The organism is Streptomyces sp. NPDC059832 (genome assembly GCF_042731715.1).
Taxonomy (GTDB): Bacteria; Actinomycetota; Actinomycetes; order Streptomycetales; family Streptomycetaceae; genus Streptomyces.
The window spans coordinates 1-16,143 of sequence record NZ_JBHWIY010000027.1 but is presented as its reverse complement, the minus strand read 5'-3'; the positions used below and the strand labels follow the sequence as shown (position 1 = coordinate 16,143).

The window sequence follows — 16,143 nt, the reverse complement described above, 5'->3', positions numbered from 1 at the left end:
GGGCGCGGGGCGGGCTATTCGACGCGGCGCAGGGCGTCGGCCGGCCGGAGCCGGGAGGCCCGCCAGCCGCCGAAGGCCCCCGCGATCAGCCCGCCCGCCACGGCCAGCGCGACGGCGATCAGGATGACGGAGAGCGAGACGGGTGCGGTCAGGGCGATGTCGAGCGTCTTGGACGCGCCCGCCCCGCCCGGTCCGCCCATGAACCGGCCGCCACCCATGCCGCCGCCCATGCCGCCGCCGGACGAGCCGAGCTGTGCGGTGAGGGTGGGGCTGATCGCGGTCACGATGTAGGCAGCGGCGAGACCGATGCCGATACCGAGGACGCCGCCCAGCAGCCCGTTGACGAGGGCCTCGCCGACGACCTGGCGGGTGACGCGGCCGCTCTTCCAGCCGAGCGCCTTCAGGGTGCCGAACTCCCGTACCCGGCGGCTGACCGCCGAGGAGGTGAGCAGGCCGGCCACCAGGAACGCGGCGGCCAGTACCGCGATCGAGAGCCACTTCCCGACGCCTGCGGCCAGGTCGGAGGCGGTGGAGAGCGAACCGGAGACGGTGTCGGCGAGATCCGCGGAGGTGGTGACGGTGGTGCCCGGGACGTTCTTCTGGATGGTGGACTTGACCTGGTCGATCTGCTGCGAGTCCGCGGCCTTCACATAGACCGTGGTGACCTTGTCCTTCGAGTCGGCGAGGGTCTGCGCCCGCTTCAGCGGGATGTAGAGGTTGGCCGCCGCGTCACCGCTGTCGGCGGTCGAGACCCCGACGATCGTGAACTTCGTCCCGTGGACGGTCACGGTCCTGCCGACGCCGAGCTTCTTCTCCTTGGCGTACGCGGCGTCGACGACGGCCACCTTCGCGTCGGTCTCGGACGCCTTGAACGTACGGCCGTCGGTGATCTTCGACGAGGTCAGCGGACCCATGGCCTGCTCGGTGACGTCGGTGCCGTACACCGTGTAGGAGTTGACGTCGAAGGCGGCACCGCCGCCCCTGACCTCGCCCTGCGGCTGCCCGCCGCCGCCCTGGCCGCCGGGGCCGCTCCGGCCGCTCTGGCCCGTGCCCTCCTGCTGCCTGAACTCGCCGCGCTTGAACTGGCCGTCGACCTTCATCACGTTCAGGCTGAGTCCGCCGACGGCGCCGGCGACACCGTTCTGTCCGCCGATCGTGGTGACGGTCGACGAGGCCAGCGTCTGGAAGCCCTGGACCATGACGCGGTCGCTGCTCTGCGTCGCGTTGTCGTCGTCGCCCTTGGCGTCGAACTCGAACTTCGGGCGCCCGGAGCCCGATCCGGGAGCGGCGGCGGCCTTGGTGACCGTCATGTCCGTACCGAGGCCGTACAGCGATTCCAGGACCTTGTCCTGGGCCCGGCTCATGCCGGAGGAGACCGAGCTGACGACGATGACCAGCGCGATGCCCAGCGCGAGTCCCGAGGCGACGACCAGCGCCGCCTTTCTGCGGCGGCGCAGCTCGCGCCGGAGGTAGGTGAAGAACATGGCGCGACGCTATGGAGCGCTTGTGATGGCGGGTTGAGGCCGCGATGAGAGTCGGATGAGAAGACTTACGAACGCCGGAGGCGGGGGGGTGGGGGGGGGGAGGCGGGGGGGGGGGGGGGGGGGGAGGAGGAGGCTGGAAGAAGGCGGGGGGGGGGGGCACGGCGAGCGGGGGGGGCTCGGGGTCCCCCCGCCTCCGTACGGGATTCGGGGGCCGGCCGTCGCCTACGGCCACGACCAGCGGCTCGCGCCGGGGATGACGCGTGGGGTCGGGTCAGGCCTGGGAGCCCGCCGTCCACTCCGCCCAGCTCATGTTCCAGCCGTTGAGGCCGTTGTCGGGGGTGATGGTCCGGTCCGGGGAGTTCTTGACGATGACCACGTCGCCGACCATGGAGTTGTTGTAGAACCAGGCGGCAGGCTGGTTCGCGTCGCTCGCGCCCTTCACGTCGGCGAGGCCGACGCAGCCGTGGCTGGTGTTGGCGCTGCCGAAGATCGACCGCGCGCCCCAGTAGTTGCCGTGGATGAAGGTGCCCGAGGTGGACAGCCGCATGGCGTGCGGCACGTCCTTGATGTCGTACTCGCCCTTGCCGTCGTCGTCGGTGAAGCCGACCGTCGCACCGTTCATCCGGGTCTCCTTGAACTTCTCGGAGATCACCATCTGCCCGTTGTACGTGGGGTTGGCGGAGGAACCGGAGGAGATCGGGATGGTCTTGATCGTCTTGCCGTCCTGGGTGACGGTCATCATCTTCGTGTTGGCGTCGACCGTCGAGACCTGGTTGCGGCCGACCTTGAAGGTCACCGTCTTCTGCTGGACGCCGAAGACGCCGTCCGCGCCCTCGACGCCGTCCAGCGCCAGCTTCAGCGTGACGGTGGAGCCGCCCTGCCAGTAGTTCTCGGGGCGCAGGTCGAGACGCTGCGAGTTGAACCAGTGGCCGACGACCTGCTGACCGCTGCTGGACGTCACGGTGATACCGGCCTGGACGGCCTTCTTGTCCGTGATCGCCTTGTTGAAGTTGATCGAGACCGGCATGCCGACGCCGACCGTGGAGCCGTCCTCGGGGGTGAAGTTCCCGATGAAGCTGTTGGCGGGCGAGACGGTGGTGAAGGAGGAGTTCTCGTGCGCCTCGCGGCCCTTGGAGTCCTTCGCCGTCGCGGCGATCTTGTACGTGGTCGAGCGCTCCAGCTGGACGTCCGGCTTCCAGCTCTTGCCGTCGGCGGAGAGCGTGCCCTTGACCGTGGCTCCGGCCGAGGTGGTCATGGTGACCTGGGACAGCGTGCCCTTGGCGACGGTGACCTTGGCGTCGTTGTTGATGCTCGCGTTGGCCGCGCCGTTCTTCGGCGAGATCGCTATCTGCGCTTCCGAGGCGTCCTGGGCCGCCGCCTTGTCGACCTCTGCCGCCTGCGACTTCTTCGAGCCGTCGGCGCCGCTCTTGTCCCCGCCGTCGTTGCAGGCAGTGAGCACCAGAACGCCGCCGAGCAGTGCGGACGCGGCCATCAGGCCCCTGCGCCGCTTGCTGTCCGTCATCACACGCTTCTCCATCGTTGCCGAATCCCCAAAAACCCCGAGCAGAGCCGCCGTCGCCCGGCGAAACCCGTCAATGGTCCTAGAACCCATGGAAAGGGTCCTGCGTTCCCCATCCACGAAAGATGTGGGGAACAACACTCATCGACGCGTCCGCGGCTGCGGTGGTTCCCGACGCCGATCACGTAAGGGCGACCGGGGAACGACACGGCCCCGGTCCGCGTGCGAAAGCGGTCCGGGGCCGGTGTTCACCAGCTGCTGGTCCCGCCGCTCACGGCGACGTGACCGTCGTCGTCCTCATCCATTGTGCGGGACGCCGCCACCGCCCTCTTCGTCGTCCCCTTCGTCGTCCTCCTCGCCGTCCTCCTCGTCGAGGTCCCAGGCGTCCGGGTCGTCCGGGTCGTAGTCGACGATCTCGCTGCTCCAGGACGCCTGGGTGAGCTCGACCCCGGGCACCTCGCTGACCAGGTCGAACGGGTCGACGAGGGAGGCGAGGGCCTCCGCGCCGTCCTCCCGTACGGCGTCCTCGGCGAGCATGCGTTCCTCGGCGGACTCACCGCCCGGTTCCCCGTACTCGACGGCGATCGACTCCAGTGCGGTGCCGCTGAGGGCCGCGGAGTCCGTGATCTCCAGCAGCATTTCGACCCGAAGCCGAACAAACCGTGATGTCTCAGATGTGCTCATGTGCCGGAGCGTAAGCTCCCCGCGCCCCCGGCTTTCCCACGACCCGCTGCTTTCACTAGCATCGGCGCACACGCCTAACTCACGGCTGTGACAAGGGGGATCGATTCCGTGGTCGTCGCTCGTCGCCCGCTCCTGACCGCCACCGCCGCGGCCACGTTGCTGGCCGCCCTGTGGTTCGTCCCGTCCGCCAACGCGACGGACGAACCGGCCGGCGCCCCGGGCGTACAAAGCGAACCGGCCGCCGGCGCCGGGGACCCCGCGGCCGGTCCGAGACTGGCCGACACCGGGACCGGGACCGACACCACCCCGTATCTGATCGGCGGCGTCGCGTTCCTGGGCATCGGCGCGGCATTCGTCTCCCACTCGGCACGCCGCGCCGACGCCCTGTCCGCCTAGAAACCGACGCTTCCTCCGCCGGACAGGCCCTAGGCCAGCGGGCCGGTCACCGGCTCGACCGCCGCGACCAGCTTCCCCGCACGCACGAACGCGTCCGCCGCGGCCAGGTCCGGCGACAGGAAGCGGTCCGGCCCCGGTCCCTGGACCCCTGCCGCGCGCAGCGCCTCGATGGCGGCCTGCGAGGCGGGCGCGGGGGTGAGGCCCTGGGCGGCGCGCAGTTCGATGGCGCGGGTCGCCGCGTAGAGCTCGACGGCGACGATCCGGGCGAGGTTGTCCACGGCGGTACGGAGCTTGCGCGCCGCCGACCAGCCCATGGAGACGTGGTCCTCCTGCATCGCGGAGGACGGGATCGAGTCGGCCGAGGCCGGGACCGCGAGCCGCTTCATCTCGCTGACCAGGGCGGCCTGGGTGTACTGGGCGATCATCAGGCCCGAGTCCACCCCGGCGTCGTCGGCGAGGAACGGCGGCAGACCGTGCGAGCGGTTCTTGTCCAGCAGCCGGTCGGTGCGGCGCTCGGTGATGGAGCCGAGGTCGGCCGCGACGATCGCCAGGAAGTCGAGCACGTACGCGACGGGGGCGCCGTGGAAATTCCCGTTGGACTCGACCCGGCCGTCGGGCAGGACGACGGGGTTGTCGACGGCGGAGGCCAGTTCGCGGCCCGCGACGATCCCGGCGTAGTCGAGGGTGTCGCGTCCCGCGCCGTTGACCTGGGGCGCGCAGCGCACCGAGTAGGCGTCCTGCACGCGGGGCGCGTCGTCCTGGTGGTGGCCGGTGAGGCCCGATCCGGCGAGGACCCGCAGCATGTTGTCGGCGCTGACGCCCTGGCCCGGGTGCGGGCGGATGGCGTGCAGCTCCGGGGCGAGCACCTTGTCCGTGCCGAGCAGCGCCTCCAGGGAGAGGGCGGCGGTGATGTCGGCGGAGGTGTAGAGGTTCTTCAGGTCGGCCAGGGCCATCACGAGCATGCCGAGCATGCCGTCGGTGCCGTTGAGGAGGGCGAGGCCCTCCTTCTCGCGCAGTTCGACCGGGGCGATGCCGTGGGCGGCGAGCAGCTCACCGGCGGGGCGCACGGTGCCGTCGGGGCCCTCCGCGTCGCCCTCGCCCATCAGCGCCAGGGCGCAGTGGGAGAGCGGGGCCAGGTCGCCGGAGCAGCCGAGCGAGCCGTACTCGTGGACGACGGGCGTGATGCCCGCGTTGAGGACGTCGGCCATGGTCTGCGCGACCTCGGGGCGTACGCCGGTGTGCCCGGAGGCGACCGTCTTCAGCCGCAGGAACATCAGCGCGCGGACGACCTCGCGCTCGACGCGCGGCCCCATGCCGGCGGCGTGCGAGCGGACGATGTTGCGCTGGAGCTGTGCGCGGAGATCCTGGCTGATGTGCCGGCTGGCCAGCGCCCCGAATCCGGTGGAGACGCCGTAGACCGGCTCGGGCTTGGCGGCCAGCGCGTCCACGATCGTGCGGGCGGCGGCGAGCGCGTCGACGGCGGCTGCGGAGAGCTCGACACGGGCGTTGCCGCGGGCCACGGCGATGACGTCCTGAGCGGTGGTCCCGGACGTCCCCACCACGACTGTATGCATATCCATATTCAGAAGCGTACGGACTGAATCCCTTCATGTCACTAGTGGTCGCGCGGTTGACCCCTTACCGATCGGCGCGGCATTCAGGGACGGCTGCCCCGCAGATGGCGGCGGTCGTGCGCGGGCTTGGGCGGCGAGTCGGCCAGCCGGAGCACCTCGCCGTCGCGCCCCGCCACCACCGGTTTGACCGAACGGGCCGCCTTCGCCCGGTACTGGGCCGCGTCCGCCAGCCGGAACAGCCGCCGCGCCGACACCACCGGGCCGATCGGATCACCGGTCGACGCGATCCCGCACGCCACCCCGTCCCCCTGCTCCAACTCGGCTGCCCGTTCGCAGAGTTCGGTGGCCACCCGGACCACGTCGTCCACCTCCGGGCCCACCGTGAGCAGACAGAACTCATCACCGCCGAGCCGGGCCGCGAGCGCGCCGGGCAGCATGGCGCCGCAACGGGACAGCACCGAGCCGAAACGTTCCAGCAGCCGGTCGCCGACCGCATGGCCCTGGGTGTCGTTGACCTGCTTCAGACCGTTGAGATCGCAGACGACCAGACTGACCACCGCCCCGTCCGCCCGGTGCCGCTCTACCGCCTCGTCCAGCCGCACATCGACGGCACGGCGGTTGGCCAGACCGGTGAGCGGGTCGGTGAAGGCGAGTTTGCGGACCTCTTCGAGCCGTTCGGCCTGGGAGATCCCGGCGGCGACGACCGCGGCCAGCACGGTCGCGAAGTCCGCGTCCGCCCGCCCGAACACCGACGCCCCCGCCGGGCGGGCCACGTACAGCTCGCCCCAGGCCCGCCCGTGCAGCACGATCGGCGCGACCACGCAGCAGCCGCGCCCGCGCCGGCGCAGGGCGGCCACCCGCTCCTGGCCGTACCCGCTTCCGTACTCCCGCAGCCCCGCGTCCCCGTCCGGCATCGCGCCCGCCGAGCCGTCGGCGGTCTCGACCCAGGCGTCCGGTTCACCGCCCCCGGCCCACCGTTCATGCAGGAACTCGGCGATCTCCGGGAACTGGTGCACCGGATACGCCTCCGCCTCGGGGAACTCCTCCTCCCCTTCGGCCCGTTCACCCGCGTTCACCAGCACGCGCAGCTGCCCGCGCCCGCGCTCCCACACGGAGAGCGCGGCGAAGCTGCCGCCCAGCGCCTCGCACGCCCCCAGCGCAGCCGCTCGCCACGACCCCCGCGGGGTGTGTGCCGCCGCCATCGCCTGCGCAAGCGAAACCACGGCCCGCAGCCGTGCATCATCACCACCCATCACTACAGCTTATGTAGGTTTGTGGTGATTTGATCAGTTTGGGACGTGAGCCGCGTTCGCTTCGTGTCTATTCAGTTGTGGAAAGTCCCGCCGCGTCACTCGCCGGGCCAGTTCGGCTTCCTCTTCTCGTTGAACGCGGCCACGCCCTCGGCCCGGTCGCCGGAGAAGGCCACCGACCGCCAGGCGGCGTCCTCGACTTCGAGACCGGCCCGGAGATCGAGACCGTGGCCGAGTCGCAGCGCCCGCTTGGCGGCCCGCAGTCCCACCGGTGAGTTGGCGGCGATCCGGCCGGCGAGCGCCAGCGCGGCCGCCCGGTCCTGCCCGGCCTCCACCAGTTCGTCGACCAGTCCGCTGTCGAGCGCCTCGGCCGCCTCCACCCGCCGGGCCGTGAAGACCAGCTCGGCGGCGCGCGCCGCACCGATCCGCCGCGGCAGCAACTGCGTACCGCCGCCGCCCGGAATGACGCCGACCGACACCTCGGGCAGGCCGACCACGGCCGTGCGGTCGGCGACGATCAGGTCGCAGGACAGCGCCAGCTCGAACCCGCCACCGAGCGCGAACCCGTGCACGGCGGCGATCGTCGGCATCGGCAGTTCGAGCACGCCGGTGTACGCGGACCGGGCGGTGGGGCGCTGGCGCAGCAGATCGGCGTCGGTGAAGGAGTTCCGCTCCTTCAGGTCCGCGCCCACACAGAAGGCCCGCTCATGACTGGAGGTGAGGACGGTGACGCGTACACCGGGATCGGCGGCGAGCGCGACGCACGCGGCGGCGATCGAGCGGGCCATGTCGGTGGACACCGCGTTCATCGCCCCGGGCCGGTCGAGGACCAGCTCGGCGACGTGTTCCTGCCCCTCGTGGACCCGTACGACGACGAATTCCCCGAACCGCTGCTCGGACGTGACGGTCATGACTGCACCCCTCCGGTTAACGATCGTTACCGGAGGGATCCTATGGGGCGGCCCGGACAGCGGTCCCGGGCGCGTCCGGGCCCGGACGCGGTGGTGGAATCCGGGATTGCGGAAGGGCCGGGTTCAGGAGGTGCCGCGGCGCGCCAGCAGCCAGGGCTCCACCACGCCGAGTCCGCGCACCGGGCGCTGCCACATCGGCTGCAGCCCGTAGCGGTACTTGGGCACGGCGGCCGACTCCACGCCCTCCTGGCGCTCCTTCTCCGCCACCGCGGCCTCCTCCGCCGCCTGCGCCTCGGAGGCCGGGGCGTCGCCGGTACGGGTCAGCTCCTCCGCGAAGGCCCCGTCCACCAGCACGGCGTCCTTCGGCGCTATCGACGTCAGCCGGCTGGCGAGGTTCACGGTCGTACCGAAGACATCGCCCATCCGGGTGGTGACCGTGCCGAACGCGATGCCCACGCGCAGCGCCGGCATGATCTCGTCCTGGTTCATCGCCTCGATCAGGCGCAGCGCGATCTCGGCCGCGGTGCCCGCGTCGTCGGCGGCGAAGAGGACCTCGTCGCCGAGGGTCTTGATGAGACGGCCGCCGTGGGCGGCGACCAGGTCGGCCGAGGTGGTCTCGAAGGCCTCGACCAGCTCGCCGAGCTCCTCCTCCTCCAGCCGCCGGGTCAGCCGGGTGAACCCGACGAGGTCGGCGAAGCCGACGGCCAGGCGGCGGTCGACCATCTCCTCGTCGTCGGCGGCCTGCACGACCCGCCCGGTGGCGGCGGCCAGCTGGCGCCGCCACACATAGACCAGAAACTCCTGGAGCTCCGGGAGAAGCAGCTCGACCAGCGGGTACGTGACCTCGGTACGGGTCATTCCGGGCTCGGGCGGCTCGGTCAGCCCCTCCAGGAACGAATCGATCTGCCACTCCGCCAGCCGGGCGGTGGTCTGCCCGGTGGACCGGGCCACCTGGATCGCCATCGGTTCGCTGAGCAGCCCCGCCTCGACGAGACCGGCGAGCCGGCGCAGCGCCAGCACGTCGGCCTCGGTGAGCGCCTTGGCCTGCCCGATGTCGGCGAAGCCCATGGCCCGCCAGAACCGGGAGGCCAGATCCATCGAGACACCGGCGGTACGGGCCGCCTGGAACGGCGTGTAGCGACGGTCGGCGCCCAGGATCAGCTGTTCCAGCCGGATCGCGAGGGGGTCGTCGGTCGGTTCCGCCGTATGGTCGACTTCGTGATGCGGTGTCGCGTGGACCGAGGGTTCCGACGGGGGCTGTGTGCCCGCACCGGAGGTCGTGTCGTCGACGGTCACCAGCCGCCTCCTGCCCGTTCCCTGCGCACTGCCCTGCCGATCTGTCGGTGGATCGCCTCAACGATACGGCAGGTGTGCCGTGGCTCACGCCCCTATGGCTTCCCGGAATGTTCCTGGGTGAGCCGGGGGGCGTGGGTGATTGCGGCCGGTGGGTGGTTTCCAGGAGGGCATGGTCTTCATCCCCTATGGCTTCCCGGAATGTTCCTGGGTGAGCCGGGGGGCGTGGGTGATTGCGGCCGGTGGGTGGTTTCCAGAAGGGCATGGTCTCCATCCCCCTATGGCTTCCCGGAATGTTCCTGGGCGAGCCGGGGGGCGTGGGTGGTGACAGCCGGTGGGTGGTTTCCAGGAGGGCATGGTTCTCAAGCCCCGGGTACGTGTTCGGACGGACCGTGGGGCTCGGCGGGACAGGCGCCACCAGGCTCCGGCAGACGCGACGCAAACCCCTTCGCGACGGCCCAGCCCCGCCTCACCCTCAGACCAGACCGCCGCCCATGCCCCGCAGGTGGACGATGTCGCCGGCCGATACCGGTTCCTGGAGGCCGTCGTCGGTGGACAGGATCAGGCGGCCGTCGCCGTCGATCGCCACGGCCTCGCCGATGAGCGTGCGGTCTCCGGGCAGCTGGGCCCGTACCGTCCGGCCGAGCGTCGCGCAGCCCGCCGCGTACGCCTCCTGGAGGCCGCTCGCCGCCGCGTCGCCGTCCGCCGCGCGCCACTGGCCGTACCAGTGCTCCAGCGAGCGCAGTACGCCCCGCAGCAGCGTCTCGCGGTCGGTGGAGACGGCCCCGGCCAGGGCCAGTGAGCCGGCCGTGGGGGCGGGCAGTTCATCGGCGCGCAGGGAGACGTTGAGGCCCATGCCGACGACGACACCGTCCCCGGCGCGCTCGGCCAGGATGCCGCCGGCCTTGCGCTCCACGCCCTCCACCGTGACCAGGAGGTCGTTGGGCCATTTCAGGGCCGTGTCGACGCCCGCGGCTTTCGCCAGGCCGGTCGCCGCGGCGACACCGGTGAGCAGCGGCAGCCAGCCCCACCGCTCGACGGGGACGTCGCCCGGCGTCAGGTAGACGGAGAAGAACAGGCCCGAACGGGCCGGAGCCGTCCAGGTGCGATCGAGGCGACCGCGGCCCGCGGTCTGCTCCTCGGCGACCAGCACGGTGCCTTCGTCGAGCCCGGCCGCCGCGCGCCGGGCAAGATCGGAGTTGGTGGAGCCGATGGTCTCCACGACGTCGAGCGAGGTCCACAGCCCGCCCGGCCGCAGCAGTCCGCGGCGCAGCGCGGGGACGTTCAGGGGCGGCCGGTCCAGGTCCGACCAACGGCTCTGTGGCGCATCCGAAGGTGTCATGCAAGCCAGACTAGGTGTGGTAAACGACGCACTGCCGAACCGTATCCGCGCCGATACCCTACGGATCAGTAGGTGTTCATCACCTGATCAGCAGCACAGTCGTCCCCGTGACCAGGCAGGGAGCCGCCACCCGATGTCCGAGCCGGAAGAGACCGACATCCACACCACCGCGGGCAAGATCGCGGACCTGCAGCGCCGAATCGACGAGGCGACGCACGCGGGCTCCGCGCGCGCGGTCGAGAAGCAGCACGCCAAGGGCAAGTTGACCGCGCGTGAACGGGTCGATCTGCTGCTCGACGAGGGTTCCTTCGTGGAGCTCGACGAATTCGCCCGGCACCGCTCCACCAACTTCGGCATCGAGAAGAACCGCCCGTACGGGGACGGCGTCGTCACCGGCTACGGGACGGTCGACGGTCGCCCCGTCTGCGTCTATTCGCAGGACTTCACCATCTTCGGCGGCTCGCTCGGCGAGGTCTACGGTGAGAAAATCGTCAAGGTGATGGACTTCGCGCTGAAGACCGGCTGCCCGGTCATCGGCATCAACGACGGCGGTGGCGCCCGGATCCAGGAAGGCGTGGCCGCGCTCGGTCTGTTCGCGGAGATCTTCCGCCGCAATGTGCACGCCTCGGGTGTCGTGCCGCAGATCTCGCTGATCGTCGGACCGTGCGCGGGCGGCGCGGTCTACTCCCCCGCGATCACCGACTTCACGGTCATGGTCGACCAGACCTCGCACATGTTCATCACCGGCCCCGACGTCATCAAGACGGTCACCGGCGAGGACGTCGGCTTCGAGGAGCTCGGCGGCGCCCGCACCCACAACACCACCTCCGGTGTGGCGCACCACATGGCGGGCGACGAGAAGGACGCCATCGAGTACGTCAAGTCGCTGCTGTCGTACCTCCCTTCGAACAACCTGTCCGAGGCGCCCGCCTTCCCCGAGGTGGCGGAGCTCGCCACCACGGACGAGGACCGCGAGCTCGACACCCTCATCCCGGACTCGGCCAACCAGCCGTACGACATGCACACCGCCATCGAGCACGTGCTGGACGACGGCGAGTTCCTGGAGACTCAGGCCCTGTTCGCGCCGAACATCATCACCGGCTTCGGGCGCGTCGAGGGCTACCCGGTCGGCATCGTCGCCAACCAGCCGATGCAGTTCGCGGGCTGTCTGGACATCAACGCGAGCGAGAAGGCCGCGCGCTTCGTCCGCACCTGCGACGCCTTCAACGTGCCCGTGCTGACCTTCGTGGACGTCCCCGGCTTCCTGCCCGGCGTCGACCAGGAGTACGGCGGCATCATCCGCCGCGGCGCCAAGCTGATCTACGCCTACGCCGAGGCGACCGTCCCGCTGATCACCGTGATCACCCGCAAGGCGTTCGGCGGCGCGTACGACGTCATGGGCTCCAAGCACCTGGGCGCCGACATCAACCTCGCCTGGCCGACCGCGCAGATCGCGGTGATGGGCGCGCAGGGTGCCGTCAACATCCTGCACCGCCGGACGATCGCCGCCGTCACGGACCCCGACGAGGCAGACGCGACCCGTGCAGAGCTGATCGCCGACTACGAGGACACGCTGCTCAACCCCTACGTGGCGGCCGAACGCGGTTACGTCGACGCGGTGATCATGCCGTCCGACACCCGCGCCCACATCGTGAAGGGGCTGCGCCAGCTGCGTACCAAGCGGGAGTCGCTGCCCCCGAAGAAGCACGGCAACATCCCCCTCTAGAAAGGGTCCTGGCCATGATCAAGGTCGTACGGGGCAACCCGACCCCTGAGGAGCTGGCCGCCGCGCTGGCGGTGGTGCGGGCGCGCGCCGCGGCGACGACGACGTCCGACGAGTCGTCCGGTACGCCGGCCGGCGTACCGGCGCTGCCCGGCGAGTGGTCCGACCCTGGACGCATCGCCCGGCGCACGCGTCATCTGCCGGGGCCGCGGGCCTGGGCCCGGACGTACTGGCCCGGGTAGTCGCGGGAGTGTCCCGTCGCGCATGTTTCCGGAGGTCCGGGCCCTTTCGGGTCCGGGCCTCCGGTGCATCCGGAGCGAACTGGTCCGTACGCACCACGACGCCTGAGTACCTGTACTCAGGCGCGGCGTCCGTCACGGCAGCAGGATCGTTTCCATGCTGTGGTCCGACCCTGAGAACAAGCCGCCGAAGGAACTGCGCGACGCCCAGGACATGATGCGTCGTGCGGGGCTGGTGCTCGCTCTCGCGATGGTGATCGCGATGTTCGTGGCCGGCCTGCACTGAGCGGGGCCGGGGTCGGGACCGGGGTCCGTCCGCCTCTTCTACGATGGCGCGTATGACTGATCAGCGCCGTCTCGTGCTCGCCTCCGCCTCCCCCGCCCGCCTCGGTCTGCTGCGGCAGGCCGGCTTCGCGCCCGAGGTGATCGTCAGCGGGGTGGACGAGGACGCGCTGAGCGCCCCGACACCGGCCGAGCTGGCGCTCGTGCTCGCCGAGGCCAAGGCCGCGGCGGTGGCCGGCCGGGCGGAGGCGGCGGGTGCCCTGGTGATCGGCTGCGACTCGGTGCTCGAACTCGACGGCGAGGCGCTCGGCAAGCCGGCCGACGGCGAGGAGGCCATCGCCCGCTGGAAGTCCATGCGCGGCCGGGCCGGGGTGCTGCAGACGGGCCACAGCGTGATCGACACCGCCACCGGACGTACCGCGTCGGCGACCGCCTCCACGACCGTCCGCTTCGGCGAACCGACGGACGCCGAGATCGCCGCCTACGTGGCCACCGGCGAGCCGCTCCATGTCGCGGGCGCCTTCACCCTGGACGGCCGCTCGGCGCCGTTCGTCGACTCCATCGAGGGCGACCACGGCAACGTCATCGGGCTCTCGCTGCCGCTGCTGCGCCGGTTGCTGGGCGAGCTGGGGATCTCCGTCACCGAGCTCTGGGTCTGAGCGGACGTCCCGCGGTCCGGGCGGACGCCCCGGATCAGACCGGCGCCGGAGCACTCGTCCCGGCGTCGTCGGCGGGCTCGTCGGACCGGGTGCCGTACGCCACCAGCGTCAGCACTATCAGCCCGAGCACCACCATCAGACACCCGAACGCGGTCCAGCCGACCAGCCCGACCGTCAGCGCGCCCAGCACCCCGTGCACCACCGCGCAGACGATCAGGACGATGCGGGCGATACGGCCGGGGGCCCGGTCGCGGATGCCGGCGAGCAGCAGGAGCAGTCCGCACAGCAGCAGGTACAGGCCGAAGACGCCGCCCATCGCCCAGGTGCCGTTGGACATGACGGCGGGGTCCATCCCGGCCAGCGACATGTCCTGGTTCTCCACGACCGTCGCCAGGATGGCGTTGATGAGCACGATGCCCACGGCTTCCACGAACAGCACGATCGCGGCCACGAACGCCACCGGTCTGCGCACCACGGTGCTCACCCCCTGTTACCTGCAGTACGTGCGATAGCGCGGACCCTACTAACCGGTAATCCTCCGGACAAGGGTCCGGCGATCTCTGCTTCCGCCCCGCACTCGTGGTGCGCGCGGGCGCGCACTCCGCGCACCCCCCTTGTCGCGGCTCTCGTGCGTCGCGCAAAGAATCGTTCGCCCATTAGTGGGGACTCGACAAAGAAACGCGGGGAGTCACAGCTCGTAGGAACAGAGACCTGGACCACACCTCGTGGCTACTGTGCGGTCATGAAACCCGGCGTACCGTGGTGCCACAAGGGATTTCGCGACTTGAGCAAGCCTCGAATCACACTCCGTGTGGGCAAGCTCACCATTGGGGACGGGTCGTAGGGCCGTGTCGGTAGTCCCTAAACTCAGCTTGTTTCAAGGAGGGAGCCATCGTGCGCAAGGTGCTCATCGCCAACCGTGGCGAAATTGCTGTCCGTGTTGCTCGGGCGTGCCGGGATGCCGGGATCGGGAGCGTGGCCGTCTACGCGGACCCGGACCGGGATGCTCTGCATGTGCGTGCGGCCGACGAGGCATTCGCTCTGGGCGGTGACACTCCGGCGGCCAGCTATCTGGACATGGCCAAGGTGCTCCAGGCGGCCAAGGACTCCGGGGCGGACGCGATCCATCCCGGGTACGGGTTCCTGTCGGAGAACGCCGAGTTCGCGCAGGCCGTGCTCGATGCGGGGCTGACGTGGATCGGGCCGCCGCCGCAGGCGATCCGGGACCTGGGCGACAAGGTCGCCGCCCGGCACATCGCGCAGCGTGCCGGGGCGCCGCTGGTGGCCGGCACGCCCGACCCGGTGTCGGGTTCGCAGGAGGTCGTCGCCTTCGCCCGGGAGCACGGGCTGCCGATCGCGATCAAGGCCGCCTTCGGTGGCGGCGGTCGCGGGCTGAAGGTGGCGCGCACGCTGGAGGAGATCCCGGAGCTGTACGACTCCGCGGTCCGTGAGGCCGTCGCGGCGTTCGGCCGGGGCGAGTGCTTCGTGGAGCGCTACCTCGACCGGCCGCGCCATGTCGAGACGCAGTGCCTGGCCGACACCCACGGCAACGTGGTCGTGGTCTCCACCCGTGACTGCTCGCTCCAGCGCCGCCACCAGAAGCTGGTCGAGGAGGCCCCGGCCCCGTTCCTGAGCGACGCGCAGAACGCGGAGCTGTACGCGGCGTCCAAGGCCATCCTCAAGGAGGCCGGCTACGTCGGTGCGGGCACGGTGGAGTTCCTCGTCGGCACGGACGGCACGATCTCGTTCCTGGAGGTCAACACCCGCCTGCAGGTCGAGCACCCGGTGACCGAGGAGGTCACCGGCCTCGACCTCGTGCGCGAGATGTTCCGCATCGCCGACGGCGAGGAGCTGGGCTACGGCGACCCGGCCGTGCGCGGCCACTCCTTCGAGTTCCGGATCAACGGCGAGGACCCGGGCCGCGGCTTCCTGCCCGCCCCGGGCACCGTCACCCTCTTCGCCCCGCCGACCGGCCCCGGCGTCCGTCTCGACGCGGGCGTCGAGTCCGGCTCCGTCATCGGCCCGGCCTGGGACTCGCTGCTGGCGAAGCTGGTCGTGACCGGCGCGACCCGCCGGCAGGCACTCCAGCGCGCCGCCCGTGCGCTGGCCGAGTTCGACGTCGAGGGCATGGCCACCGCCATTCCCTTCCACCGCGCGGTCGTCGTCGACCCGGCCTTCACCGGCGAACCGTTCCAGGTCCACACCCGCTGGATCGAGACCGAGTTCGTCAACGACATCAAGCCCTTCACCGCCACCGCCGACACGGAGGCCGAAGAAGAAGCCGGCCGCGAGACCGTCGTCGTCGAGGTCGGCGGCAAGCGCCTGGAGGTCTCCCTCCCCTCCTCCCTCGGCATGTCCCTGGCCCGCACCGGACTCGCCGCGGGCGCCAAGCCCAAACGCCGCGCCGCCAAGAAGTCCGGCTCCGCGGTCTCCGGCGACACCCTGGCCTCCCCGATGCAGGGCACCATCGTCAAGATCGCCGTCGAAGAAGGCCAGCAGGTCCAGGAAGGCGACCTCATCGTCGTCCTCGAAGCCATGAAGATGGAACAGCCGCTCAACGCGCACCGCTCCGGCACCGTCAAGGGCCTCGCCGCCGAGGTCGGCAGCTCGGTCTCCTCCGGCGCCGTCATCTGCGAGATCAAGGACTGATCGAGCGGCACCCGACGTTCCACCGGGGCCCACGCCGCGACCGGGGGCGCCGGACAGGAGCCAACCCCTATGGGTGCCCCCACCCCCCCCCCCCCCCCCCGCCTCCCCACCTCCTGCCCGTGAACCAAAGGCCCCTCC

The 16,143-nt window shown here is 71.0% G+C and carries 15 protein-coding genes; 6 read left to right on the top strand and 9 right to left on the bottom strand.

What is annotated here, in order from left to right; translation table 11 throughout:
- Window positions 1-14: 14 nt before the first annotated feature.
- From ACFV8T_RS33640 to ACFV8T_RS33630, 3 genes are all read right to left on the bottom strand, one after another.
- On the bottom strand, window positions 15-1,484 hold the full coding sequence (locus tag ACFV8T_RS33640) for an ABC transporter permease (RefSeq protein WP_385334985.1): 1,470 nt from the start codon (window positions 1,482-1,484) through the stop codon (window positions 15-17).
- A gap of 271 nt (window positions 1,485-1,755) precedes the next feature.
- Window positions 1,756-3,021: an Ig-like domain-containing protein gene (locus tag ACFV8T_RS33635; RefSeq protein WP_385334983.1), complete on the bottom strand. Its 1,266-nt coding sequence runs from the start codon at window positions 3,019-3,021 to the stop codon at window positions 1,756-1,758.
- A gap of 279 nt (window positions 3,022-3,300) precedes the next feature.
- Window positions 3,301-3,687: a hypothetical protein gene (locus ACFV8T_RS33630; protein WP_385334981.1), complete on the bottom strand. Its 387-nt coding sequence runs from the start codon at window positions 3,685-3,687 to the stop codon at window positions 3,301-3,303.
- 108 nt (window positions 3,688-3,795) lie between these two features.
- Between ACFV8T_RS33630 and ACFV8T_RS33625 the strand changes: the two genes are divergently transcribed.
- On the top strand, window positions 3,796-4,083 hold the full coding sequence (locus ACFV8T_RS33625; protein ID WP_385334979.1) for an LPXTG cell wall anchor domain-containing protein: 288 nt from the start codon (window positions 3,796-3,798) through the stop codon (window positions 4,081-4,083).
- A gap of 29 nt (window positions 4,084-4,112) precedes the next feature.
- Here the strand turns inward: ACFV8T_RS33625 and hutH are convergent, their stop codons facing one another.
- The 5 genes from hutH to ACFV8T_RS33600 form a co-directional block, all read right to left on the bottom strand.
- Window positions 4,113-5,663 (bottom strand): histidine ammonia-lyase, encoded by a 1,551-nt coding sequence (gene hutH, locus ACFV8T_RS33620; RefSeq protein WP_385334977.1) that lies wholly within the window; start codon window positions 5,661-5,663, stop codon window positions 4,113-4,115.
- 77 nt (window positions 5,664-5,740) lie between these two features.
- A complete protein-coding gene (locus ACFV8T_RS33615; RefSeq protein ID WP_385334975.1) occupies window positions 5,741-6,910 on the bottom strand; it encodes a diguanylate cyclase domain-containing protein in 1,170 nt (389 codons plus the stop codon).
- A 95-nt stretch (window positions 6,911-7,005) separates the two neighbouring features.
- A complete protein-coding gene (locus ACFV8T_RS33610; protein ID WP_385334973.1) occupies window positions 7,006-7,818 on the bottom strand; it encodes an enoyl-CoA hydratase/isomerase family protein in 813 nt (270 codons plus the stop codon).
- 123 nt (window positions 7,819-7,941) lie between these two features.
- Window positions 7,942-9,114, bottom strand: a complete 1,173-nt coding sequence (locus ACFV8T_RS33605; RefSeq protein WP_266415104.1) for an adenylate/guanylate cyclase domain-containing protein — start codon at window positions 9,112-9,114, stop codon at window positions 7,942-7,944.
- Window positions 9,115-9,586: 472 nt separating this feature from the next.
- The gene (locus ACFV8T_RS33600; protein ID WP_385334971.1) at window positions 9,587-10,453 is read right to left on the bottom strand and encodes a biotin--[acetyl-CoA-carboxylase] ligase; all 867 of its coding nucleotides are present in this window, start codon (window positions 10,451-10,453) and stop codon (window positions 9,587-9,589) included.
- A gap of 133 nt (window positions 10,454-10,586) precedes the next feature.
- Here ACFV8T_RS33600 and ACFV8T_RS33595 point away from each other — a divergent pair, with 133 nt between their 5' ends.
- From ACFV8T_RS33595 to ACFV8T_RS33580, 4 genes are all read left to right on the top strand, one after another.
- Window positions 10,587-12,179, top strand: a complete 1,593-nt coding sequence (locus ACFV8T_RS33595; RefSeq protein ID WP_385334969.1) for an acyl-CoA carboxylase subunit beta — start codon at window positions 10,587-10,589, stop codon at window positions 12,177-12,179.
- Between the two features lie 14 nt (window positions 12,180-12,193).
- Window positions 12,194-12,418: an acyl-CoA carboxylase epsilon subunit gene (locus tag ACFV8T_RS33590; RefSeq protein ID WP_266415107.1), complete on the top strand. Its 225-nt coding sequence runs from the start codon at window positions 12,194-12,196 to the stop codon at window positions 12,416-12,418.
- Between the two features lie 154 nt (window positions 12,419-12,572).
- Entirely contained in the window at window positions 12,573-12,701 is a 129-nt protein-coding gene (gene mmpB, locus ACFV8T_RS33585) for a morphogenic membrane protein MmpB (RefSeq protein ID WP_385334967.1), read from the top strand.
- A 43-nt stretch (window positions 12,702-12,744) separates the two neighbouring features.
- Window positions 12,745-13,356, top strand: a complete 612-nt coding sequence (locus ACFV8T_RS33580) for a nucleoside triphosphate pyrophosphatase (RefSeq protein ID WP_266415110.1) — start codon at window positions 12,745-12,747, stop codon at window positions 13,354-13,356.
- Between the two features lie 34 nt (window positions 13,357-13,390).
- On the opposite strand, the gene ACFV8T_RS33575 is transcribed toward ACFV8T_RS33580, so the two are convergent.
- The gene (locus tag ACFV8T_RS33575) at window positions 13,391-13,840 is read right to left on the bottom strand and encodes a hypothetical protein (protein ID WP_385334965.1); all 450 of its coding nucleotides are present in this window, start codon (window positions 13,838-13,840) and stop codon (window positions 13,391-13,393) included.
- Window positions 13,841-14,250: 410 nt separating this feature from the next.
- On the opposite strand from ACFV8T_RS33575, the gene ACFV8T_RS33570 reads away from it, so the two are divergent.
- Entirely contained in the window at window positions 14,251-16,005 is a 1,755-nt protein-coding gene (locus ACFV8T_RS33570; protein WP_385334963.1) for an acetyl/propionyl/methylcrotonyl-CoA carboxylase subunit alpha, read from the top strand.
- Window positions 16,006-16,143 lie beyond the last annotated feature (138 nt).

Coding starts and splice junctions, on each gene's coding strand:
- ACFV8T_RS33640 (WP_385334985.1), bottom strand. CDS start 1,484: ATGTTCTTCACCTACCTCCGGCGCGAGCTGCGCCGCCGCAGAAAGGCG.
- ACFV8T_RS33635 (WP_385334983.1), bottom strand. CDS start 3,021: ATGGAGAAGCGTGTGATGACGGACAGCAAGCGGCGCAGGGGCCTGATG.
- ACFV8T_RS33630 (WP_385334981.1), bottom strand. CDS start 3,687: ATGAGCACATCTGAGACATCACGGTTTGTTCGGCTTCGGGTCGAAATG.
- hutH (WP_385334977.1), bottom strand. CDS start 5,663: ATGGATATGCATACAGTCGTGGTGGGGACGTCCGGGACCACCGCTCAG.
- ACFV8T_RS33615 (WP_385334975.1), bottom strand. CDS start 6,910: ATGGGTGGTGATGATGCACGGCTGCGGGCCGTGGTTTCGCTTGCGCAG.
- ACFV8T_RS33610 (WP_385334973.1), bottom strand. CDS start 7,818: ATGACCGTCACGTCCGAGCAGCGGTTCGGGGAATTCGTCGTCGTACGG.
- ACFV8T_RS33600 (WP_385334971.1), bottom strand. CDS start 10,453: ATGACACCTTCGGATGCGCCACAGAGCCGTTGGTCGGACCTGGACCGG.
- ACFV8T_RS33595 (WP_385334969.1), top strand. CDS start 10,587: ATGTCCGAGCCGGAAGAGACCGACATCCACACCACCGCGGGCAAGATC.
- ACFV8T_RS33590 (WP_266415107.1), top strand. CDS start 12,194: ATGATCAAGGTCGTACGGGGCAACCCGACCCCTGAGGAGCTGGCCGCC.
- mmpB (WP_385334967.1), top strand. CDS start 12,573: ATGCTGTGGTCCGACCCTGAGAACAAGCCGCCGAAGGAACTGCGCGAC.
- ACFV8T_RS33580 (WP_266415110.1), top strand. CDS start 12,745: ATGGCGCGTATGACTGATCAGCGCCGTCTCGTGCTCGCCTCCGCCTCC.